The following is a 17,211-nucleotide window of genomic DNA, read 5'->3' as shown; positions in this document are numbered from 1 at the left end:
ACCGTAATTTTTCTTAACGCGCCGTGTATGTGAGTCCGTAAGCTGAAAGTTTTATCAATAATGAGTCAACCAGTATTACTTACTAACGAGAGTGAACGAACTCTGTGCTCACAGAAATAGCGCTCATTTGATAATATGCTCGTTAATTATTATTGCCATAAGCATAACTATAGTGATAGCTATATTTACTCATAATGCCTTGCTGTACATCATTTAAGATAATGCCATCCACTTTTATATTGGCTTTATTCATCTGATTGACGGCATAAACCAATTGACCTTCTATTGAGGACTCATATCGTGTCACCATCAGTACTTTATCAGCGTGCTGCGCTAATATCATCGCGTCAGAGGCTGCCAATATCGGTGGTGAGTCGATAATAATATAATCATAATGAAGATTTAAATCAGCCATCAAGTGATCAAAACTACCATTAGCTAATAGCGATGCAGGATTGCGCGGATGTTCGCCCCGTGGCATAAAGTCAATATTATCAATACCTGTTGAATGGATAAAGCTTGCTAAATGACTAGACTCTTGAACCGTATCAATTTTTGCTAGCTGAGTATTATCTCTCGATAGGTGTGTCGTATCTTGTGTTAAATAATCCGCCAAACCATTATGTTGGTCCATATTAAACACTTTATGCAACTCACCCAAACGCATATCTGCATCTATGATTAAGGTTTTTTTATCCAGTTGAGCCAATACTTCTGTTAAGTTAGACGAGATAAAAGACTTACCTACCCCCGGACTTTCACCGGTAATTAAGATAACTTTGGCACGCTGACCGGCTCGCGCTGCAGCAGGCATACCAAACATCAGGTTCGTTCTTAAGCTCTTAATGGCTTCATAGCTTAGACTATTATTATCCACGTAAGCCAGTAATCGGTTAGGCGCGTTCTTGTTTCTACGCAGTCTTGTTAATAGTGGAGAGCGTGGAATAGTCGCAATGACAGGTATACCTGTCTTGGCTTCAAGACGCTCTGGGTCTTTGACCGTGTTTCTGAGGAAGTTTCTAAGAAAGACTAGTAATAGTCCTAACATTATCCCCGACAATGTCGCTATCATTATTATCAGTTGTTTCTTAGGGGCAATAGTCCTATAGGTACTGATAGGCATGTCAATAATACGTGCGTAACCAACTTGGCCTGCTTTCACTATCTTTAACTGTTGATAGTTCTTGAGCATAGTGAGATAGATTTCTCTATTGATAATTGTATCTTCTGATAGCTTCAAAAACTCTCTTTGTATCTCAGGTAAACCTGCTACTCTATCTTCTATTTCTTGTCTTCTGTTATTTAGAACTGCAATTTGATCATTTATTTGGATGACTAGCGGGTGCTCTTCTGTATAGTAAGTGGTCAAATCTGCTTTTTTGAGTTTTAGCTCATTAAGTTGAGAGTCAATTTGAGACTTTTCTCCAACTAACAGAGATGCTTCCTGACCGATGTCAATGGTGCCTGATTTTTCACGGAAATTATTAAATAGTTCTTCAGAGGTCTCAAGCTGTTGTTTGAGCAAAGGCATCTGCGTTTCCATAAACCTTAAAGTTTTAATGGTTTGTTCAGAGCTTCGAGATTCATTTTTAGCCATATAAGATAAAATAATCTGTTTTAATATCAAGGTTATTTGTGGTTGGTTTGAACCAATAAGTGATAACTGAAGAATACCGGTTCCACCTTTTTCTACCACTGTTAAAGCCCCATTTATGGCATCTGTAGCATTCTGCAATGACTGCTTACTAATATTGATAGGGTGATTGTCAGCGGGCAGCTCGGCTACAGTAATTTGAATGATACCTTCTGAGCCTCTAAATCGATGCGGTTGATTTAGCTGCCCTTTAAAGTCATCGAAGCCATTACTTAGTGTAAATCCTTTATCGGATTTCACTAAAGTAAACGATTGATTTAGGTAGGCTTGTGAGACATCAAACTGACTGATTCGGACTTGTCCGTCTGCAGTATCAAGTGTGACACCTTCTGCAGTATTAACTTGGGTAGATGTGCGATTGGTTTTTATTCTATCAAAAGAGTTAACGGCAGGATCATTCAGCCGAACGTCTAGATGTAGTAGGTCAACCACTGGCTTTAATACCATACGTGACTTTATCAGTTCAGTCTCGGTTAGTGCAGTACTGTCCTCTGGAGTCACCAAACCTGAGATATTCTCTCCAAGCGCCGAGATACCCTGCGAATTGTTTTCAATCTGTATTAGGGCGTCCGACTTAAAAGTAGGATTCTCATAGCGGCTATATAGCACACCTATCAGTAAACCCAATACAGCAAAAAAGACGATGACTTTCCAGTCACGTAAAATAGCAAAAAGCAGCGCCATTAAATCAGTTTCGTCACTGTCTTTTTTAGAGGCAGAGTTTGATACATTATTTGAATCTGTATTCATAACGGTAGGTTCATCACTTAAGGTTATTCGTTTAATAATAGTAGACTTTTAGTAATAGTTATTTAACAATCACAGTGGCTTAGCCGATTTTATCAGCCCATTGCTCCAAACCATCTACAATGTCTTGATGTGCAGTCTCGAATGCACTTATCTCATGCTTGTAAGGATCAGCAATGTCTTTATCAATCCAATGGCCTAGCTTAAAGGTTTTACCACGGCAAAAAGGCCAGCGCTCTTCTATCCATTTGGTCTGACCGTCTGACATGGTAAAAATAAGGTCTGCTTTTTTCGCCAATTGCTCATCAATTTGCTTAGCAACATGATTGGTAATATCAATCTGCTGCTTTGACATGATTTCTAGCGCAGCTGGGTCGGCGGGATGCCCGACCAAAGCACCTACCCCTGCAGAGTCAATAGTCTTATTGGGAAAACGCTGTTTCAATAGTGCTTCCGCCATTGGACTACGACAGATATTACCGACACACACCACTAGAATATGATCAAATGCCATGATAATTATTACCTCTTGATTATAATCCTGATAGACTTCTGACCGCTGATGTAGAAGGTAAGAGCGAACTAAGTACGCGATTCCAACGCGTCAAGCCAGTTGGATCTACATAGACAATATCATTGGCACGCATCTCAAAACGATTGGCAAGCGCAAAGCTGGTAATCGTCTGCATATCAACATAATAAATATCCGTAGCCCTTGTATTAACATTATCACGGACGATGTATATCTTGGCGGCATTGGCGGTACTAGAATTAAGACCTGCAGACTCCCCCAATACTTGAGCCAAATTTAATCCTTGCTCGAGAATAGGAACAGGCGCGACTCGTCCAAACTCACCTAAGACATATACTTTATTAATGTCTAGGGTATTGATATGAATTGAGTCGCCATCTTGTACATAAATTTGGTTGGCCGATGAGCCTATTTGTCGAAGTGAGGATAGGTTTATGTTGTAACTTGCCCCACGACGATTCAATACGATGTTGTTTGAATCGCCAGTAGCGGTTACGCCACCTGCCATAGAAATGGCGCTATAGAGAGAGACGGGGGCGTCGGTGATATTGAATTCGCCCATTTTACTGACTTCACCATCAACAATAAATGTATTGCCGCGATAGTCGATAACTTTGACTTGTGGGTCTGAATATTTGAGATAGCGTTGCAACTGCCCGCGTAGGTTTGCGGTGAATTGCGGGACACTCATACCACTGGCTTTAATACGACCTATTAGAGGAATTTGAACAAAGCCTTGCTGATCGACCGTTAGACTCGAGGTTGAGGCATTGATATTTGGATACTCGACAAGGACAACATTGAGAATGTCGCCTTGAGCAATGCGATAGTCTACGCGATTGGAAGTTTTAATCAGTCGAGACAAGTCACTAGTGGGTCGAACAACCGCTTGTTTTGGCGGTAACGTTGCTAGGCTTAGCGGTTGAACATTAAAATGCAACCCATTTTCAGCGATAAATGCACCACTCGGTGGCAGCTCGCCTACTTGCAGTCCTGCATTGATACTAGAGCACCCTGAAACCAGACTAATCATTAGCAGACACGTTATACTTAATAACCTTGATGAATTGAAAAACATAAAAAGACCTTTATAAATCATAAATATAATAAGTAGTGTCCAGCATTAAAGAAAAGAATCAGACAGCCATACCAGAGCGTTATATTATTAGCACTGCATCGTTTTTAAATTGCATCATTTTTAAATTGCATCGACTATAACATAGGTGGTTAAATAGTAAACTGCAATCATGTATGCTTAATGAAAATTGCGCTTAATTATGAAATAAATTATATGCGAATATTCTTATATTTGGCGATAGCCATCATATAGCTCTTGCTCATCTATAGTCGGTGAAAAGTAATATCGATACAACACGTACTATTGGTGCAAATTTTTCTTGCTTGCTGTGCCTACGCAGACAGAGGCTGCAAAAAATTTACACCAGTAATACTGTAGCGACTTTAAAGTATTTCAACTATAAAGTAACAAACATCCTTCTGTTTGGCATTTGAGCAAGCGCTTTGGATCGACAAATGATATGGAAATAACTGTTCTTATTCAGATATAAAATCGAAACCCATTGAAACATAATCCCTATTACGCTTATAAATAGCGTATAATACTCAGTCCAAATTTATACATTGAGAAATGTAAACCCACCGATTCTAGGAAATCGTTATGAAAGATGAAAAATTACAGAAAGCACTTGCCCGTATGGGACTTGGTTCACGTCGTCAGATGGAAGAAGTCATTAAAGCAGGTCGCGTAACCGTCAATAATGGTCCAGCTACCATCGGTGACCGCGTTGAGCAAGGTGATGAGATTCGGGTTGATGGTCGTCAGATTAAATATACTGCTGAAAATGAAAAGCGTCGCCGTGTATTAGCCTATTACAAGCCTGAAGGCGAAGTGTGCTCAGCCAATGACCCAGAAGGTCGCCCTACCGTGTTTGAGCGTCTGCCAAAACTGACTCACGATCGCTGGGTGATGGTTGGGCGTTTGGATATTAATTCCACAGGTCTATTATTATTTACCAATGATGGTGAAATGGCGCATCGTTTGATGCATCCGTCTAGCGAAGTAACTCGCGAATATGCAGTACGTGTATTGGGCGATGTTACCCCAGATATGGCACGGGCGATGACAACGGGTGTCATGTTAGAAGATGGCATGGCCAAATTTGAAGACATCAAAGAAGGCGGCGGTGAAGGCGTCAATAAGTGGCATCATGTCAAGCTTAAAGAAGGTCGTAACCGTGAAGTTCGTCGTTTATTTGAGTCACAAGGCCTTAAAGTCAGCCGTCTATTACGTACGAGCTATGGTAATATTGCGTTACCAAAAGAGCTACGGACTGGGCGCTTCTTAGAGCTGGATAGAAAAGATATTAATATTTTAACAGACCTAGTGAGCTTACGCCCGCGTTATGGTACTGGTCTGCATGGTGCTGCCAAAGAAAAGCAAGAGCGTATCAGAAATAAGCCGCTTAAAGCCCGTCGTACTGACACTCGTAGCGATAATCGCAACAGTACTAGTAGTAGCGCCAATAGTAGCACCAAACCAAAAACTAGTGGTAGCCCTGCCAGTCGCGGCACCCGTAATAGCCGTGACCGCAACGACAAGCGCTAATCTGTTTTAGATTTAGCGTAGTTCATAAAAAGCGGCCCATGATAAATAATCATGGGCCGCTTTTTATGTCGCTGTTTTTTGATAAATATTTTCTATTGACTCATACTATAGTCGGTGAAAAGTAATATCGATACAACACGTACTACTGGTGCAAATTTTTCTTGCTTGCTGTGCCTACGCAGACAGAGGCTGCAAAAAATTTACACCAGCAATACTGTAGCGACTTTAAAGTATTTCAACTATATAGCTCGCTTTTCATCGTTCAAACATATGTCTTATAACTGGATAGTTATAGCCGATTATTTACAGTTTAACATCCTCAGTGTTAGCTGACCTATGCTGTCAAATCTGTAGACATTGACTTGGGAGATTTTAGTTACGCAGCCTGACGATAAAAGTCAAACCACATCTGTCTTGGCGTTCTATAGCCTAAACCCTTTTGAATCCTAGTCTGGTTGTAATCTAGTTCAATATATTTAGTGATATCGCTAATGGCTTCGAATCTTGTTTTATAGTCTTGGTGATACACCAACTCATTCTTCCTTGCGGAGCAGTGCTCCTCACCCGAGAAGCTTTCTATGGGCGCGTTATCAAAGCAATTGCCACGTCTGGACATCGAGCCCTTAAATTTATGCTGCTTAATGATCTTATGGTACTCATGGCTACAGTACTGACTACCTCTGTCAGAGTGAATAATCAGGTTTGAGCTTGGTCGTTTATTCTTAATTGCCATATTGAGTGCACGGCATACTAGAGCAGTGGTCATGCGCTTATTAATGGCATAGCCGACCAGCTCTTTAGTATAGATGTCTTTAACGCCTGCCAAATATAGCCAACCTTCATTTGTCCAGATATAAGTGATGTCACTAACCCACGACTCGTTAGGACGATTGGTATCAAACTTCTGATCGATCAGGTTTGGATATACGAGCTTATTATGATTAGAGTTGGTAGTGATTTTAAAACGTTTGTGACGACGGCAAGTAATACCGTACTGTTCTTTGATGCTTCTGACCATGTATTGACTGATATGATGCCCTTGCTCTGCAAGATGAGCATGCAAGCGCTCACAGCCATAGCGCTGTTTAGTTTCATAATGAGCCACGCGAACCAGCAACTCACACTGATTGCGACGAATCTGCTGATTACTGATACCACGATTTATCCAGTTGTAGTAGCTTGATGGCTTGACATCTAATACGTGACACATACAGGTGATGCTAAATATTTTTTGGTTTCTTTGATAAAGACGTACTTCATCAACTGTCACTGCGGGCATAGCCCTACGTCTTGCGTCACTAAAACAGTCTCCCAGACTGTTTCTTAACGTTCCTCATTCGCGAAGTACGCCGTGGCCTTTTTTAGAATGTCTCGCTCCTCCTGAGCAACTTTAAGATCATGTTTAAGACGTTTATTCTCTTCTATAATGGCCATGAGTTCAGGATCATACTGCTTAGTGCCGATAAGCTTGCCTTCATTCGCTTTGTTCTGCCAGTTAGATAGGGTCTGCATGGCTATGCCTAGCTGCTTTGCAGTCGCTGAAACATTGCCGTTATTGTCTGCTATCTTTTTGACGGCTTCAGCTTTGAAAGCTGCACTGTAGGTTCTGATTTTCTTAGTCATGATAAACTCCTCGTTGAGTCGTTAGTTTACCAAGTTTGGTTCTACAGTTTCTTCAGCATAGCTCATCTCTCGGAATGTTGAGCCTCCGACAATACTGGGGCGGTTCATCAGAGCAATCACTAAAGCCTTGGGTAGAGCTAGGTATATCAGAAAGCACATATCAAAGACTCGGTAAAATTTGACAGTGGATAAGCCTAAATCAGATAACAGCCTTTTTTATCGAAGCCTGCTTAGGCTATTGCTGTGCTCTCTCTCCTCTAGTGCGGCTTGCTTTTTACTATTTAGTCTACTATCTCATATACTCTTATTTTATATGGGGCTTTAGGGCTTGTGTATGTGCCTTTAAGTTCTAAGTTCTCGTTAGCTATAATCGGATCGTTTGAGATGACGTACTTGATTCTCATATCCTTAGCAACTTGGAAATCAATTGGTAATTCTACAGGTGTCTGATTTTGTGTTCTGTGTGGTGCATAATTTGACTCCTCTGAAAATATGTATGCTCTTCCTCCCCAATTATCGAAGTATGCTGTATATTTTTCTGACTTCTCTAATCCAGGTTTTATTAGTCTTCTGAATTTATTTTTATAACTTTGATAGTAAGCATTATGGTATCCGTCCATAGTGAACATCCCATTGTAAGCAATGATGCTTGGGTGGATGCCAAAAGCTATTACTCTCTCATTCTCTTTGTATGCTATCTCTTTTTTTAAATTATTGAAGAAGTCTATGCTATAAAATTCATTATATGAAAGATTATTTTCGCAGGTAGTGAAGTAATTACATTTAATTGTTTGATAGAAATCGTTGCCATATCTTGGGTAGCTGATTGTAAATAGTATTTGCAAGGTTAAGAATACTATTATTACATGACGATTTGCTTTTCTGTGTGTATATGCTAATAGACTTAAAATGAGTAAATGCCAGAAAAACGGGTTAAACCATATGAATCTAGAGAAGTTCCAACCTGATAAAGGTGTTACGATATCCCAAAAAATGTAGTTTATATTTGTCACTGTGTATATTGTATAAATAAAATAATTAAAAATTATTATGGCAGCTAGTAAATACATTTCCTTAGGTATGCTTACTTTCTCTTTAATTTTCAAATATAAGAGATATAGTAAAAATGGTATGAATATATATGTATGTATGGAGAAGTGGTACTGTCCATTTAGAATAGATGAAATTAAAACCTTGAAAAAATTTCCGTCGGCTGAAACCAACATTGTTTTTCGAATAGTATCTTCGCTAGATAAAACAGTGCTAAGTATCAACCTGTATTCAATAATTAAATACCCTATAGATAAAGTGATTATTGAGATTATGTTGTATCTAACCTTTTGATCTTTATGGTAAAGTAGATAGAGAAAATGCATGCTCATAAAAATAAGTATGAACATACCAAATCTTGTTAGTTCAGATAATATCGGATATAGAAATATAGAAGTTAGTATTATTAATTTTTTCTCATTAATATATTTCAAGTATAAGTATAAAATTAAAGGTATGGATGCTTGTGCAATATAAAGATTTTCATTTCCAGAGGTTAGAGCAAAAGATATAGCAATTAAGGATATGTATATATTTGGAATATTTTTTTCGCTGAATATATAGTTAGACAAAGCTATGAATGAAAAATAACCTATTGTAAACTTTATTATTATTAGTATACAGTGAGCTAATAAAGGTGTAAAAATCATAAAAATTATATTTACCAGTTGTGTTTCTGGTAAATATAACCCACGAGAGGTTCCACCCATGTGTGGAATAACTTCGTTACTTTCTGCGAACCATGCATTGTTATCTGAAAGCAGTTTGTACCAACCAAAATGCTGGTCTAGATTATCGTGTATTTCAATATATAAATTATTATAATTTAAATAAAAGTACAATATCAATATAGTTATACTAATAATATAAGCTATTAATGAGGTTCTGTTTTTCATTTTATCTCTTTTTTAGAACATAACGTGGTCTTTGCTTTGTTTCAATATAAATTCTACCTATATATTCACCTAAAATGCCGATACCAATTAGTTGAATACCACCTAAAAACAATATTGATACTAATAATGATGGATATCCTGCAACTGCACTTCCCCACAATAAAGTGTTAATTATCATCCAAGACCCGTAAAAAAATGACAGACTAGCAATTAAGATGCCAAGATAAGTCCAGATTTTCAAAGGTACTGTCGAAAAGCTTGTAACACCTTCTAAAGCAAGATTCCATAACTTCCAACTATTAAACTTCGTTATTCCTGCTATTCGAACTGGGCGCTTATATTCGACAATATCTACTTTCCCACCAACCCAAGAAAGAATTCCTTTCATAAATAGATTGCGTTCAGGCATACTTTTGATATTTTCTATTACATCACGAGACATTAGGCGAAAATCACCTACATTATCTTCAATTTTGGGATTGCTAATTTTATTGTGAAGCTTATAAAAGCTTGATGAGGTACTACGCTTTAAAAAACTGTCAGAGGAGCGATCAACTCTTTTAGCTAGGACGATATCAGCACCTACTAACCATTTCTCAATAAGCTTAGGGATTACTTCTATAGGATCCTGTAGGTCTACATCCATTGGGATAACTGCATCGCCAGTAGCATGTTCGATGCCAGCAATTAAAGCAGGTTCTTTCCCAAAATTACGGGTAAAACTTAAAGACGTTACTAACGGATCTGAAGCCATTAAATTATTAATAATTATTTCTGTATCATCTGTACTACCATCGTTTATAAATATAATTTCTATATCGTATTTTTGAAAGTCAGGATAACTCCTCACAGAATCATAAAAAAGAGGGATAGCTTCCTCTTCATTGAAAACAGGAACTACTAAGGATACCTTCATTTTTTACTCTTTAAAAACGATAAAATGGGAATATATAAAACCAAGAAACAAACTAATGATAGAAAAAGACACTAAAGTAACTAAACCTGGTAATTTTATTGTATCTGCTATATAACCTAGGATTACGGCGATAAATCCCATAAATACAACAAAAATAAGATAACGAGATAAGGTTGCGCTGGCTTTAAAAGTCCATTTAGAGTTGGCAAAAAAGCTAAATGTAACAGCTACACAAAATGCGGTGAAATTAGCCATGGCTTGTGATCTATCTAAAAATAAGACTAATACGGCAAAAACCATCCAATGGATTGCAGTGTTTAATATTCCAATAGAGAAATATCGGCCAAATAATTTGAGCATTAAATCTACACTGTGTATGAAAAATATCGTGATTGTATCACAAAGCTTTCTAATTACTATCGGATTATGGTAACCCTCCCAAGCATAAGACACTGAAGTAATACGAGCTATATATTCGCTTACAAATACCATACTATCAAGTATACTACAACAATTTCATATTCACCCGGTAATCATCCCAAGCATAAGACACTTAATCAATAGAATTAAGCTGCCTGGTTTAGTTTCTGTATAGGCGTAAAGCCGCCATTACCCATATTAGGGCGCTCATTATTATAGTGGTATAACCAGTCTTCAGCTTGCTCTCTGACTTGATCTAAATATGTAAACAACTCCTGATTTAGCCAATCATAGCGCATGGTTCTATTATAGCGCTCCACATAGGCGTTTTGTTGTGGATTGCCAGGTTCAATATAGCTTATCGTAATGCCTTGTTCTAAGGCCCAGTCTTTGAGCGCATTACTGATATATTCAGGGCCGTTATCACATCTTAATTGATCAGGGCGACCTCGACATTCAATCAGCTGATTTAAGCTACGTATGACTCTTTGGGCTGGTAGTGAGAAATCAATCTCAACCGTTAAGGCTTCTCGGTTGTAATCATCAATGACATTAAACAGTCTAAATGCCCTGCCATCGGTTAAAGCATCATGCATGAAGTCCATGCTCCAGCTTTGATTCGGTTCTACAGGTACGGCAAGTGGTACGGGTTTAACGCGTTTAATACGGCGCTTAGGTTTGATTCTAAGGTTTAATTCAAGCTCGCAGTAGATGCGATACACACGCTTATGATTGTAAGGTAGTCCAATCACATTACGCAGGGTTAAGAAGCACAACCCAAAGCCCCAGTTCTTATTCTGGGTGGTCAGCTCTATAAGCAAGTCAGCTATTTGCTTATTCTCGTCAGAAGCCGCAGACTTATGATAATAGCAGGTCACGCTGATATTAAAGATCAAGCAAGCCCTGCGGATACTGATGCCATAATCTTTAATATAGTGACTAGCTAATGCTTTGCGCCCAAGCGGCGCTACCACTTTTTTGACATAGCATCCTGTAGGATATCTGATTTGAGTCGCTCTTCGGCATACATCTTCTTCAGACGGGCATTTTCAATCTCAAGCTCTTTAAGACGGGTAATAAGCGTGGCATCCATGCCGCCATACTTTGAACGCCAGTTATAGAACGTGCTTTGGCCGACATTGTGCTCACGGCACAGCTCAGCAATAGGTACGCCTTGTTCCGCTTGTTTGAGGATGTTGACGATTTGGTTGTCGCTAAAGCGTGATTTTTTCATGAGTTTCTCCTGCTGGTAGTTTAGCAGTTAATCTCTATTTCTAGGTGTTCTTATTTATTGGGGGGATTACCACCCTTTGGACAGATTTCTTATGAAGTTTAGAAAAGATATTAACGGCCTTAGAGCACTTGCCGTCATCGCTGTTGTGCTATTCCATTTCAACGCTTCTTGGATGCCTGGTGGCTTTTCTGGGGTTGATGTCTTTTTTGTTATTTCAGGTTTTTTAATGACTGGGATTATATTTAGAGGGATGGAGCAAGATAATTTCTCAGTTCTTAATTTTTATGTTGCTCGAGCCAATAGAATTATTCCTGCTTTAGCATTGCTTTGCTTGGTGTTGTTGGTCTTTGGCTGGTTTTATCTCACACCATTAGAATACAAGGCGTTAGGTAAGCATGCTGCGAGCAGTGTAGGCTTCTTATCTAATTTTGTTTATTGGCGAGAGGCTAGATATTTCGATGCAGCTTCTCATGAGAAATGGCTGTTACATACCTGGTCATTATCGGTAGAGTGGCAGTTTTATATCATCTACCCGTTGGTGCTTCTAGCTTTACGTAAATTTCTATCTATAAAAACCCTAAAATCGTTACTCATAGTTGGCACCGTACTTGGCTTTATATTCTCTGCTATTGCAACCTATCAGTCACCTAATGCCGCTTACTACCTGTTTCCTACTAGAGCATGGGAGATGATGCTGGGTGGAATTGCCTACCTTTACCCTTTTACACTACAAGAAAACAGAAAGAAGTTTGTAGAGTGGACAGGCTTGATATTAGTTATTGCCTCTTACTTCTTAATTTCAGCAGAAAATCTGTGGCCAGGTTATTTAGCGCTATTCCCTGTCCTAGGTTCATTTCTTATTATCCAAGCACAACGCAACGATAGCATCATTACAGGCAATATCGTCTTTCAGAAGTTAGGGGCGTGGTCTTATTCAATCTACCTTTGGCATTGGCCATTTGTGGTTGCTATCTATACATTCTCCCTGCCTGATCATTATATTTATATAGGTATGGTACTGTCAGTATTGCTTGGCTTTTTAAGTTACAAGTATGTTGAGAAAATTAATTTTAAAAGAAGTTTTCCTACTTTTTTAAGTTACTTAAAATGTAAGCCAGTTTATATTGCGGGGATTGTAGGAGTGTTAGGTAGTGTACTGTTTCTAAAGTCTGAAGCCCTTACATCTTATCGCTTGTCAACAGAGAAAATAACTATAATAGAACAACAAAAAAGAAATCCTAGAGAACCAGTTTGTGGAAAAGTGGAAAATGGAGTCTCTCCAGCCTGTATTTACGGTGATGGTCCAGTAAAAGCAATTGTTGTTGGAGATAGTCATGCAAATGCCCAAATGGTTTCTATTGGTAATAGAGCTGCCTTAGCTAACGGAAGTGTTTTAAGTATGGGCCTTTCGGCATGTAATACGATAAAAGGATTGTATTCAGTTAATAAGAATGGGGATAATCCAGATTATAATTGTGGCAAATTAGTGGCAAATGTTATTGAGATTTCAGCACAAAAGTACCCTGGTGTTCCAGTGATTATCATTAACAGAACATCTCAGAATCTATACGGATTAAACGAGGATAAAGATTTCCACTTAAGCCCTCCAGAGCGTTTTGTCGATAAGGTTTTTAGTAAAAGGAACAATGAATATCGGAAGAATTTAACAGGGCATATGATTAACACCATATGTGAGTTCACTCAAAATAACCCTGTTTATTTAGTAAGACCAACGCCTGAAATGAAAGAAGATATACCATTAACCATGTTTCGGTCTTCAGTTTTGAATAGTAATGATAAATCTATTAAAATAACACTTGATGAATATAAAAAACGCCAAAAGAGTGCATTTAAAATGCAAGATAAAGCTGTGCAACGCTGTGGTGCTAAGGTATTAGATCCCCTTCCTTCCCTATGCGACAGTAAATATTGTTATGGTGATATTGATGGAGTTCCACTTTATTTTGATGATGATCATTTAAGTAGCTATGGCTCAGAAGTTATTTCGCCTATTTATGATGAAGTTTTTAAATGAGTTCAGCAACATAGTGAAAAGGACGTTATTGAGAAATGAACTGACCCCCATAAGTTGGACACAACTTATGGGGTATTTTTATGCGTTACAATCTAGACTTTAAGATCAAAATCATCGCATACTACAAGCAAGGGTAATCATCCCAAGCATAAGACACTTAATCAATAGAATTAAGCTGCCTGGTTTAGTTTCTGTATAGGCGTAAAGCCGCCATTACCCATATTAGGGCGCTCATTATTATAGTGGTATAACCAGTCTTCAGCTTGCTCTCTGACTTGATCTAAATATGTAAACAACTCCTGATTTAGCCAATCATAGCGCATGGTTCTATTATAGCGCTCCACATAGGCGTTTTGTTGTGGATTGCCAGGTTCAATATAGCTTATCGTAATGCCTTGTTCTAAGGCCCAGTCTTTGAGCGCATTACTGATATATTCAGGGCCGTTATCACATCTTAATTGATCAGGGCGACCTCGACATTCAATCAGCTGATTTAAGCTACGTATGACTCTTTGGGCTGGTAGTGAGAAATCAATCTCAACCGTTAAGGCTTCTCGGTTGTAATCATCAATGACATTAAACAGTCTAAATGCCCTGCCATCGGTTAAAGCATCATGCATGAAGTCCATGCTCCAGCTTTGATTCGGTTCTACAGGTACGGCAAGTGGTACGGGTTTAACGCGTTTAATACGGCGCTTAGGTTTGATTCTAAGGTTTAATTCAAGCTCGCAGTAGATGCGATACACACGCTTATGATTGTAAGGTAGTCCAATCACATTACGCAGGGTTAAGAAGCACAACCCAAAGCCCCAGTTCTTATTCTGGGTGGTCAGCTCTATAAGCAAGTCAGCTATTTGCTTATTCTCGTCAGAAGCCGCAGACTTATGATAATAGCAGGTCACGCTGATATTAAAGATCAAGCAAGCCCTGCGGATACTGATGCCATAATCTTTAATATAGTGACTAGCTAATGCTTTGCGCCCAAGCGGCGCTACCACTTTTTTGACATAGCATCCTGTAGGATATCTGATTTGAGTCGCTCTTCGGCATACATCTTCTTCAGACGGGCATTTTCAATCTCAAGCTCTTTAAGACGGGTAATAAGCGTGGCATCCATGCCGCCATACTTTGAACGCCAGTTATAGAACGTGCTTTGGCCGACATTGTGCTCACGGCACAGCTCAGCAATAGGTACGCCTTGTTCCGCTTGTTTGAGGATGTTGACGATTTGGTTGTCGCTAAAGCGTGATTTTTTCATGAGTTTCTCCTGCTGGTAGTTTAGCAGTTAATCTCTATTTCTAGGTGTTCTTATTTATTGGGGGGATTACCATACCTTGGTACTGGTCGGTATGGTTTCAACGGGTGCCAGTAGTAAACTTGCCTTTGCAGTAGGTGCGGTCAACGCTTCGTTCTTCTTCTTTTTTGCGCTTGGCTATGGCGCAAGGCTACTAAAGCCTTTATTTATCAAACCAAAAGCATGGAATATCCTTGATACCCTTGGTCGGCATATTTGCTATATTTGGCTTGGCATTTATAGCAAAGCTAAAACAGACATTTTCAGCTCAAATAAGTTTTATAGTCTAAAAAACTACATCAAATCAGGGAACAGCGTGCGGAGCCCGTTAATGATAATTTCGATAGCAACTGCAGCGAGTAGCATGCCCATAATTCGACTCATAATATTGAGTCCTGTATCACCCAATAAGCGACTGATACGACCGGCTGCCATCAATGCCAAATAACAAAATAGACTAATAAACAAACCCGCAATCAAAATGGCGGATACTTGCAAGATACCGGAAACTTGTGATGAGTAAATAATCACCGTTGAAATACCACCCGGTCCAATCATCATCGGAATAGCAATCGGTACAACAGCGGCTGCCATCGTTGGCGGCGCACCTTGCAGATGGTCGACATCGAAGTTTTCTTGATCAGGCTTAACCGGATTACCATCGCCATTCATCATATTGAGAGCGATTAAAAACACCAAGATACCGCCGGCCAACTGAAACGAGCCGATTGAAATACCCAAGACTTTGAGAAGCGTTTCGCCTGCTAGCGTAAAAAAACTGATGGTAATAAAAATCGTCAGACAAGCAACACGGGCAACTTTACGTCGATTATTCATCGAATAACCGCGGGTCGAATCCAAAAATAGCGTCAGAGCGCTAAACGGATTAATCAATACCATAAAGGCCAAGATTATCTTAATAATTTCAGTATTCACTGAGCGCTCGCTTGTCTATAGTTGAAATACTTTAAAGTCGCTACCGTATTGCTGGTGTAAATTTTTTGCAGCCTCTGTCTGCGTAGGCACAGCAAGCAAGAAAAATTTGCACCAGTAGTACGTGTTGTATCGATATTACTTTTCACCGACTATATTGGTCAAACTGGGCAAAAAGATAAGGTCACCCTACTGTTATAGCGATGACCTAATAGTCGGTAGCAGCGGCATTGTAGCATAGGCAGATAAGCCTATTAAATCATTACTTTGTTTGAGTTTTCTTGTACAACCAAATCAGTATCCACTCAATAGCAATAGGCTCTTTTAATAGACTAATGACCAACATTTTAAATCATCAATGATTTAAACCATAAAATCGAATGCTTATTTTATGCACTAAAATCAAGACCGATATCGAGTGCCGTCGTGCTATGAGTCAAGTATCCCATCGCGATAAAATCAACGCCAGTTTTTGCAACGGCCTGCACCGTTTCAGGGGTGATACCGCCTGATGCTTCCGTTTTGGCGCGACCTTGACACATAGCGACCGCTTGTAACAACACTTCAGGCGCCATGTTATCCAAAAGTACCAAGCTGACGCCAGCATCTAAAGCTTGCTCTAGTTGCGCCAAGGTATCGACTTCCACTTCGATTGGGATCAGATGCCCAGCAAATTGTTGTGCTTGCTCAATCGCTGTTTTAATATCACCTGCGATAGCAATATGGTTGTCTTTAATTAAAATCGCATCATCTAATCCCAAGCGATGATTGCGCCCGCCGCCGCAGCGTACGGCATATTTTTGGACGATACGTAAGCCTGGAATGGTTTTACGGGTACAGGTAATTTGTGCTGGATAATCTGCAACACTATCGACGATTTTTTTGGTGTCTGTCGCAATACCACTAAGATGGGTCATAAAGTTAAGCGCCGTACGCTCTGCGGTCAGCAAATTTCGCGCATTGCCGCGCACAGTTGCTAATACTGCGCCAGCCTCGACCGTTTCACCGTCATTGATGTAAGCAACAAACTCAATCTTCTCATCAATCAAAGCAAAAGATAAGCGTGCTAAATCCATACCACATATCACGCCAGCTTGGCGTGCTTTGATCTGTAATTGCGCTTGCATATCAGCTGGAATGGTCGCTTGCGAGGTGACATCACCGCGTCTACCCAAATCTTCCATTAATGCTGACTCAACCAAAGGTTTAAGTAACACCTCAGCCAATGCTGGCTCTCGTTTAACTGTCATT

General features: G+C 39.4%; 13 protein-coding genes. 2 read left to right on the top strand and 11 right to left on the bottom strand.

Features of this window, described 5'->3' with window-relative positions:
* Positions 1 to 142: 142 nt before the first annotated feature.
* The 3 genes from PSYC_RS03400 to PSYC_RS03390 all read right to left on the bottom strand — a co-directional run bounded on the left by PSYC_RS03400 (position 143) and on the right by PSYC_RS03390 (position 3,966).
* The gene (locus PSYC_RS03400) at positions 143 to 2,404 is read right to left on the bottom strand and encodes a polysaccharide biosynthesis tyrosine autokinase (protein ID WP_011279935.1); all 2,262 of its coding nucleotides are present in this window, start codon (positions 2,402 to 2,404) and stop codon (positions 143 to 145) included.
* 79 nt (positions 2,405 to 2,483) lie between these two features.
* Positions 2,484 to 2,915 carry a low molecular weight protein-tyrosine-phosphatase gene (locus PSYC_RS03395; protein ID WP_011279934.1) on the bottom strand — a complete coding sequence of 144 codons (432 nt, stop codon included), beginning with the start codon at positions 2,913 to 2,915 and terminating at the stop codon, positions 2,484 to 2,486.
* 19 nt (positions 2,916 to 2,934) lie between these two features.
* On the bottom strand, positions 2,935 to 3,966 hold the full coding sequence (locus PSYC_RS03390) for a polysaccharide biosynthesis/export family protein (RefSeq protein WP_227500349.1): 1,032 nt from the start codon (positions 3,964 to 3,966) through the stop codon (positions 2,935 to 2,937).
* A gap of 645 nt (positions 3,967 to 4,611) precedes the next feature.
* Here PSYC_RS03390 and rluB point away from each other — a divergent pair.
* Positions 4,612 to 5,559 (top strand): 23S rRNA pseudouridine(2605) synthase RluB, encoded by a 948-nt coding sequence (rluB, locus tag PSYC_RS03385; RefSeq protein WP_011279932.1) that lies wholly within the window; start codon positions 4,612 to 4,614, stop codon positions 5,557 to 5,559.
* A 376-nt stretch (positions 5,560 to 5,935) separates the two neighbouring features.
* On the opposite strand, the gene PSYC_RS03380 is transcribed toward rluB, so the two are convergent.
* The 5 genes from PSYC_RS03380 to PSYC_RS03355 form a co-directional block, all read right to left on the bottom strand.
* A protein-coding gene (locus tag PSYC_RS03380; RefSeq protein WP_406621528.1) for an IS3 family transposase occupies positions 5,936 to 7,182 on the bottom strand; the annotation gives its coding sequence in 2 pieces (ribosomal slippage) (positions 5,936 to 6,891 and positions 6,891 to 7,182; 1,248 coding nt in all).
* Between the two features lie 281 nt (positions 7,183 to 7,463).
* Complete coding sequence (locus tag PSYC_RS03370; RefSeq protein WP_011279929.1) at positions 7,464 to 9,128, bottom strand: DUF6044 family protein; 1,665 nt, start codon at positions 9,126 to 9,128, stop codon at positions 7,464 to 7,466.
* A gap of 1 nt (position 9,129) precedes the next feature.
* Positions 9,130 to 10,044 carry a glycosyltransferase family 2 protein gene (locus PSYC_RS03365; protein ID WP_011279928.1) on the bottom strand — a complete coding sequence of 305 codons (915 nt, stop codon included), beginning with the start codon at positions 10,042 to 10,044 and terminating at the stop codon, positions 9,130 to 9,132.
* A gap of 3 nt (positions 10,045 to 10,047) precedes the next feature.
* The gene (locus PSYC_RS03360; protein ID WP_319795829.1) at positions 10,048 to 10,536 is read right to left on the bottom strand and encodes a GtrA family protein; all 489 of its coding nucleotides are present in this window, start codon (positions 10,534 to 10,536) and stop codon (positions 10,048 to 10,050) included.
* Positions 10,537 to 10,610: 74 nt separating this feature from the next.
* Positions 10,611 to 11,698, bottom strand: a protein-coding gene (locus PSYC_RS03355) for an IS3 family transposase (RefSeq protein WP_187147104.1) whose coding sequence is annotated in 2 segments (ribosomal slippage) — positions 10,611 to 11,446 and positions 11,446 to 11,698 — 1,089 coding nt in all. Because the reading frame shifts where the segments join, the coding sequence is not laid out codon by codon here.
* A gap of 91 nt (positions 11,699 to 11,789) precedes the next feature.
* Between PSYC_RS03355 and PSYC_RS03345 the strand changes: the two genes are divergently transcribed.
* A complete protein-coding gene (locus PSYC_RS03345) occupies positions 11,790 to 13,733 on the top strand; it encodes an acyltransferase family protein (protein WP_011279926.1) in 1,944 nt (647 codons plus the stop codon).
* Positions 13,734 to 13,903: 170 nt separating this feature from the next.
* On the opposite strand, the gene PSYC_RS03340 is transcribed toward PSYC_RS03345, so the two are convergent.
* The 3 genes from PSYC_RS03340 to nadC form a co-directional block, all read right to left on the bottom strand.
* Positions 13,904 to 14,991 (bottom strand): IS3 family transposase gene (locus PSYC_RS03340; RefSeq protein ID WP_187147104.1). Its coding sequence is split into 2 segments (ribosomal slippage): positions 13,904 to 14,739 and positions 14,739 to 14,991, totalling 1,089 coding nucleotides; the frame shifts between segments, so codons are not numbered across the junction.
* A gap of 330 nt (positions 14,992 to 15,321) precedes the next feature.
* Positions 15,322 to 15,963 carry a MarC family protein gene (locus PSYC_RS03330; RefSeq protein ID WP_083756030.1) on the bottom strand — a complete coding sequence of 214 codons (642 nt, stop codon included), beginning with the start codon at positions 15,961 to 15,963 and terminating at the stop codon, positions 15,322 to 15,324.
* Between the two features lie 386 nt (positions 15,964 to 16,349).
* A complete protein-coding gene (gene nadC / locus PSYC_RS03325) occupies positions 16,350 to 17,210 on the bottom strand; it encodes a carboxylating nicotinate-nucleotide diphosphorylase (RefSeq protein ID WP_011279922.1) in 861 nt (286 codons plus the stop codon).
* Between the last annotated feature and the right edge of the window lies 1 nt (position 17,211).

It is taken from the genome of Psychrobacter arcticus 273-4, from assembly GCF_000012305.1.
Taxonomy (GTDB): domain Bacteria; phylum Pseudomonadota; class Gammaproteobacteria; order Pseudomonadales; family Moraxellaceae; genus Psychrobacter; species Psychrobacter arcticus.
This window is presented reverse-complemented; position numbering and strand designations above follow the sequence as displayed.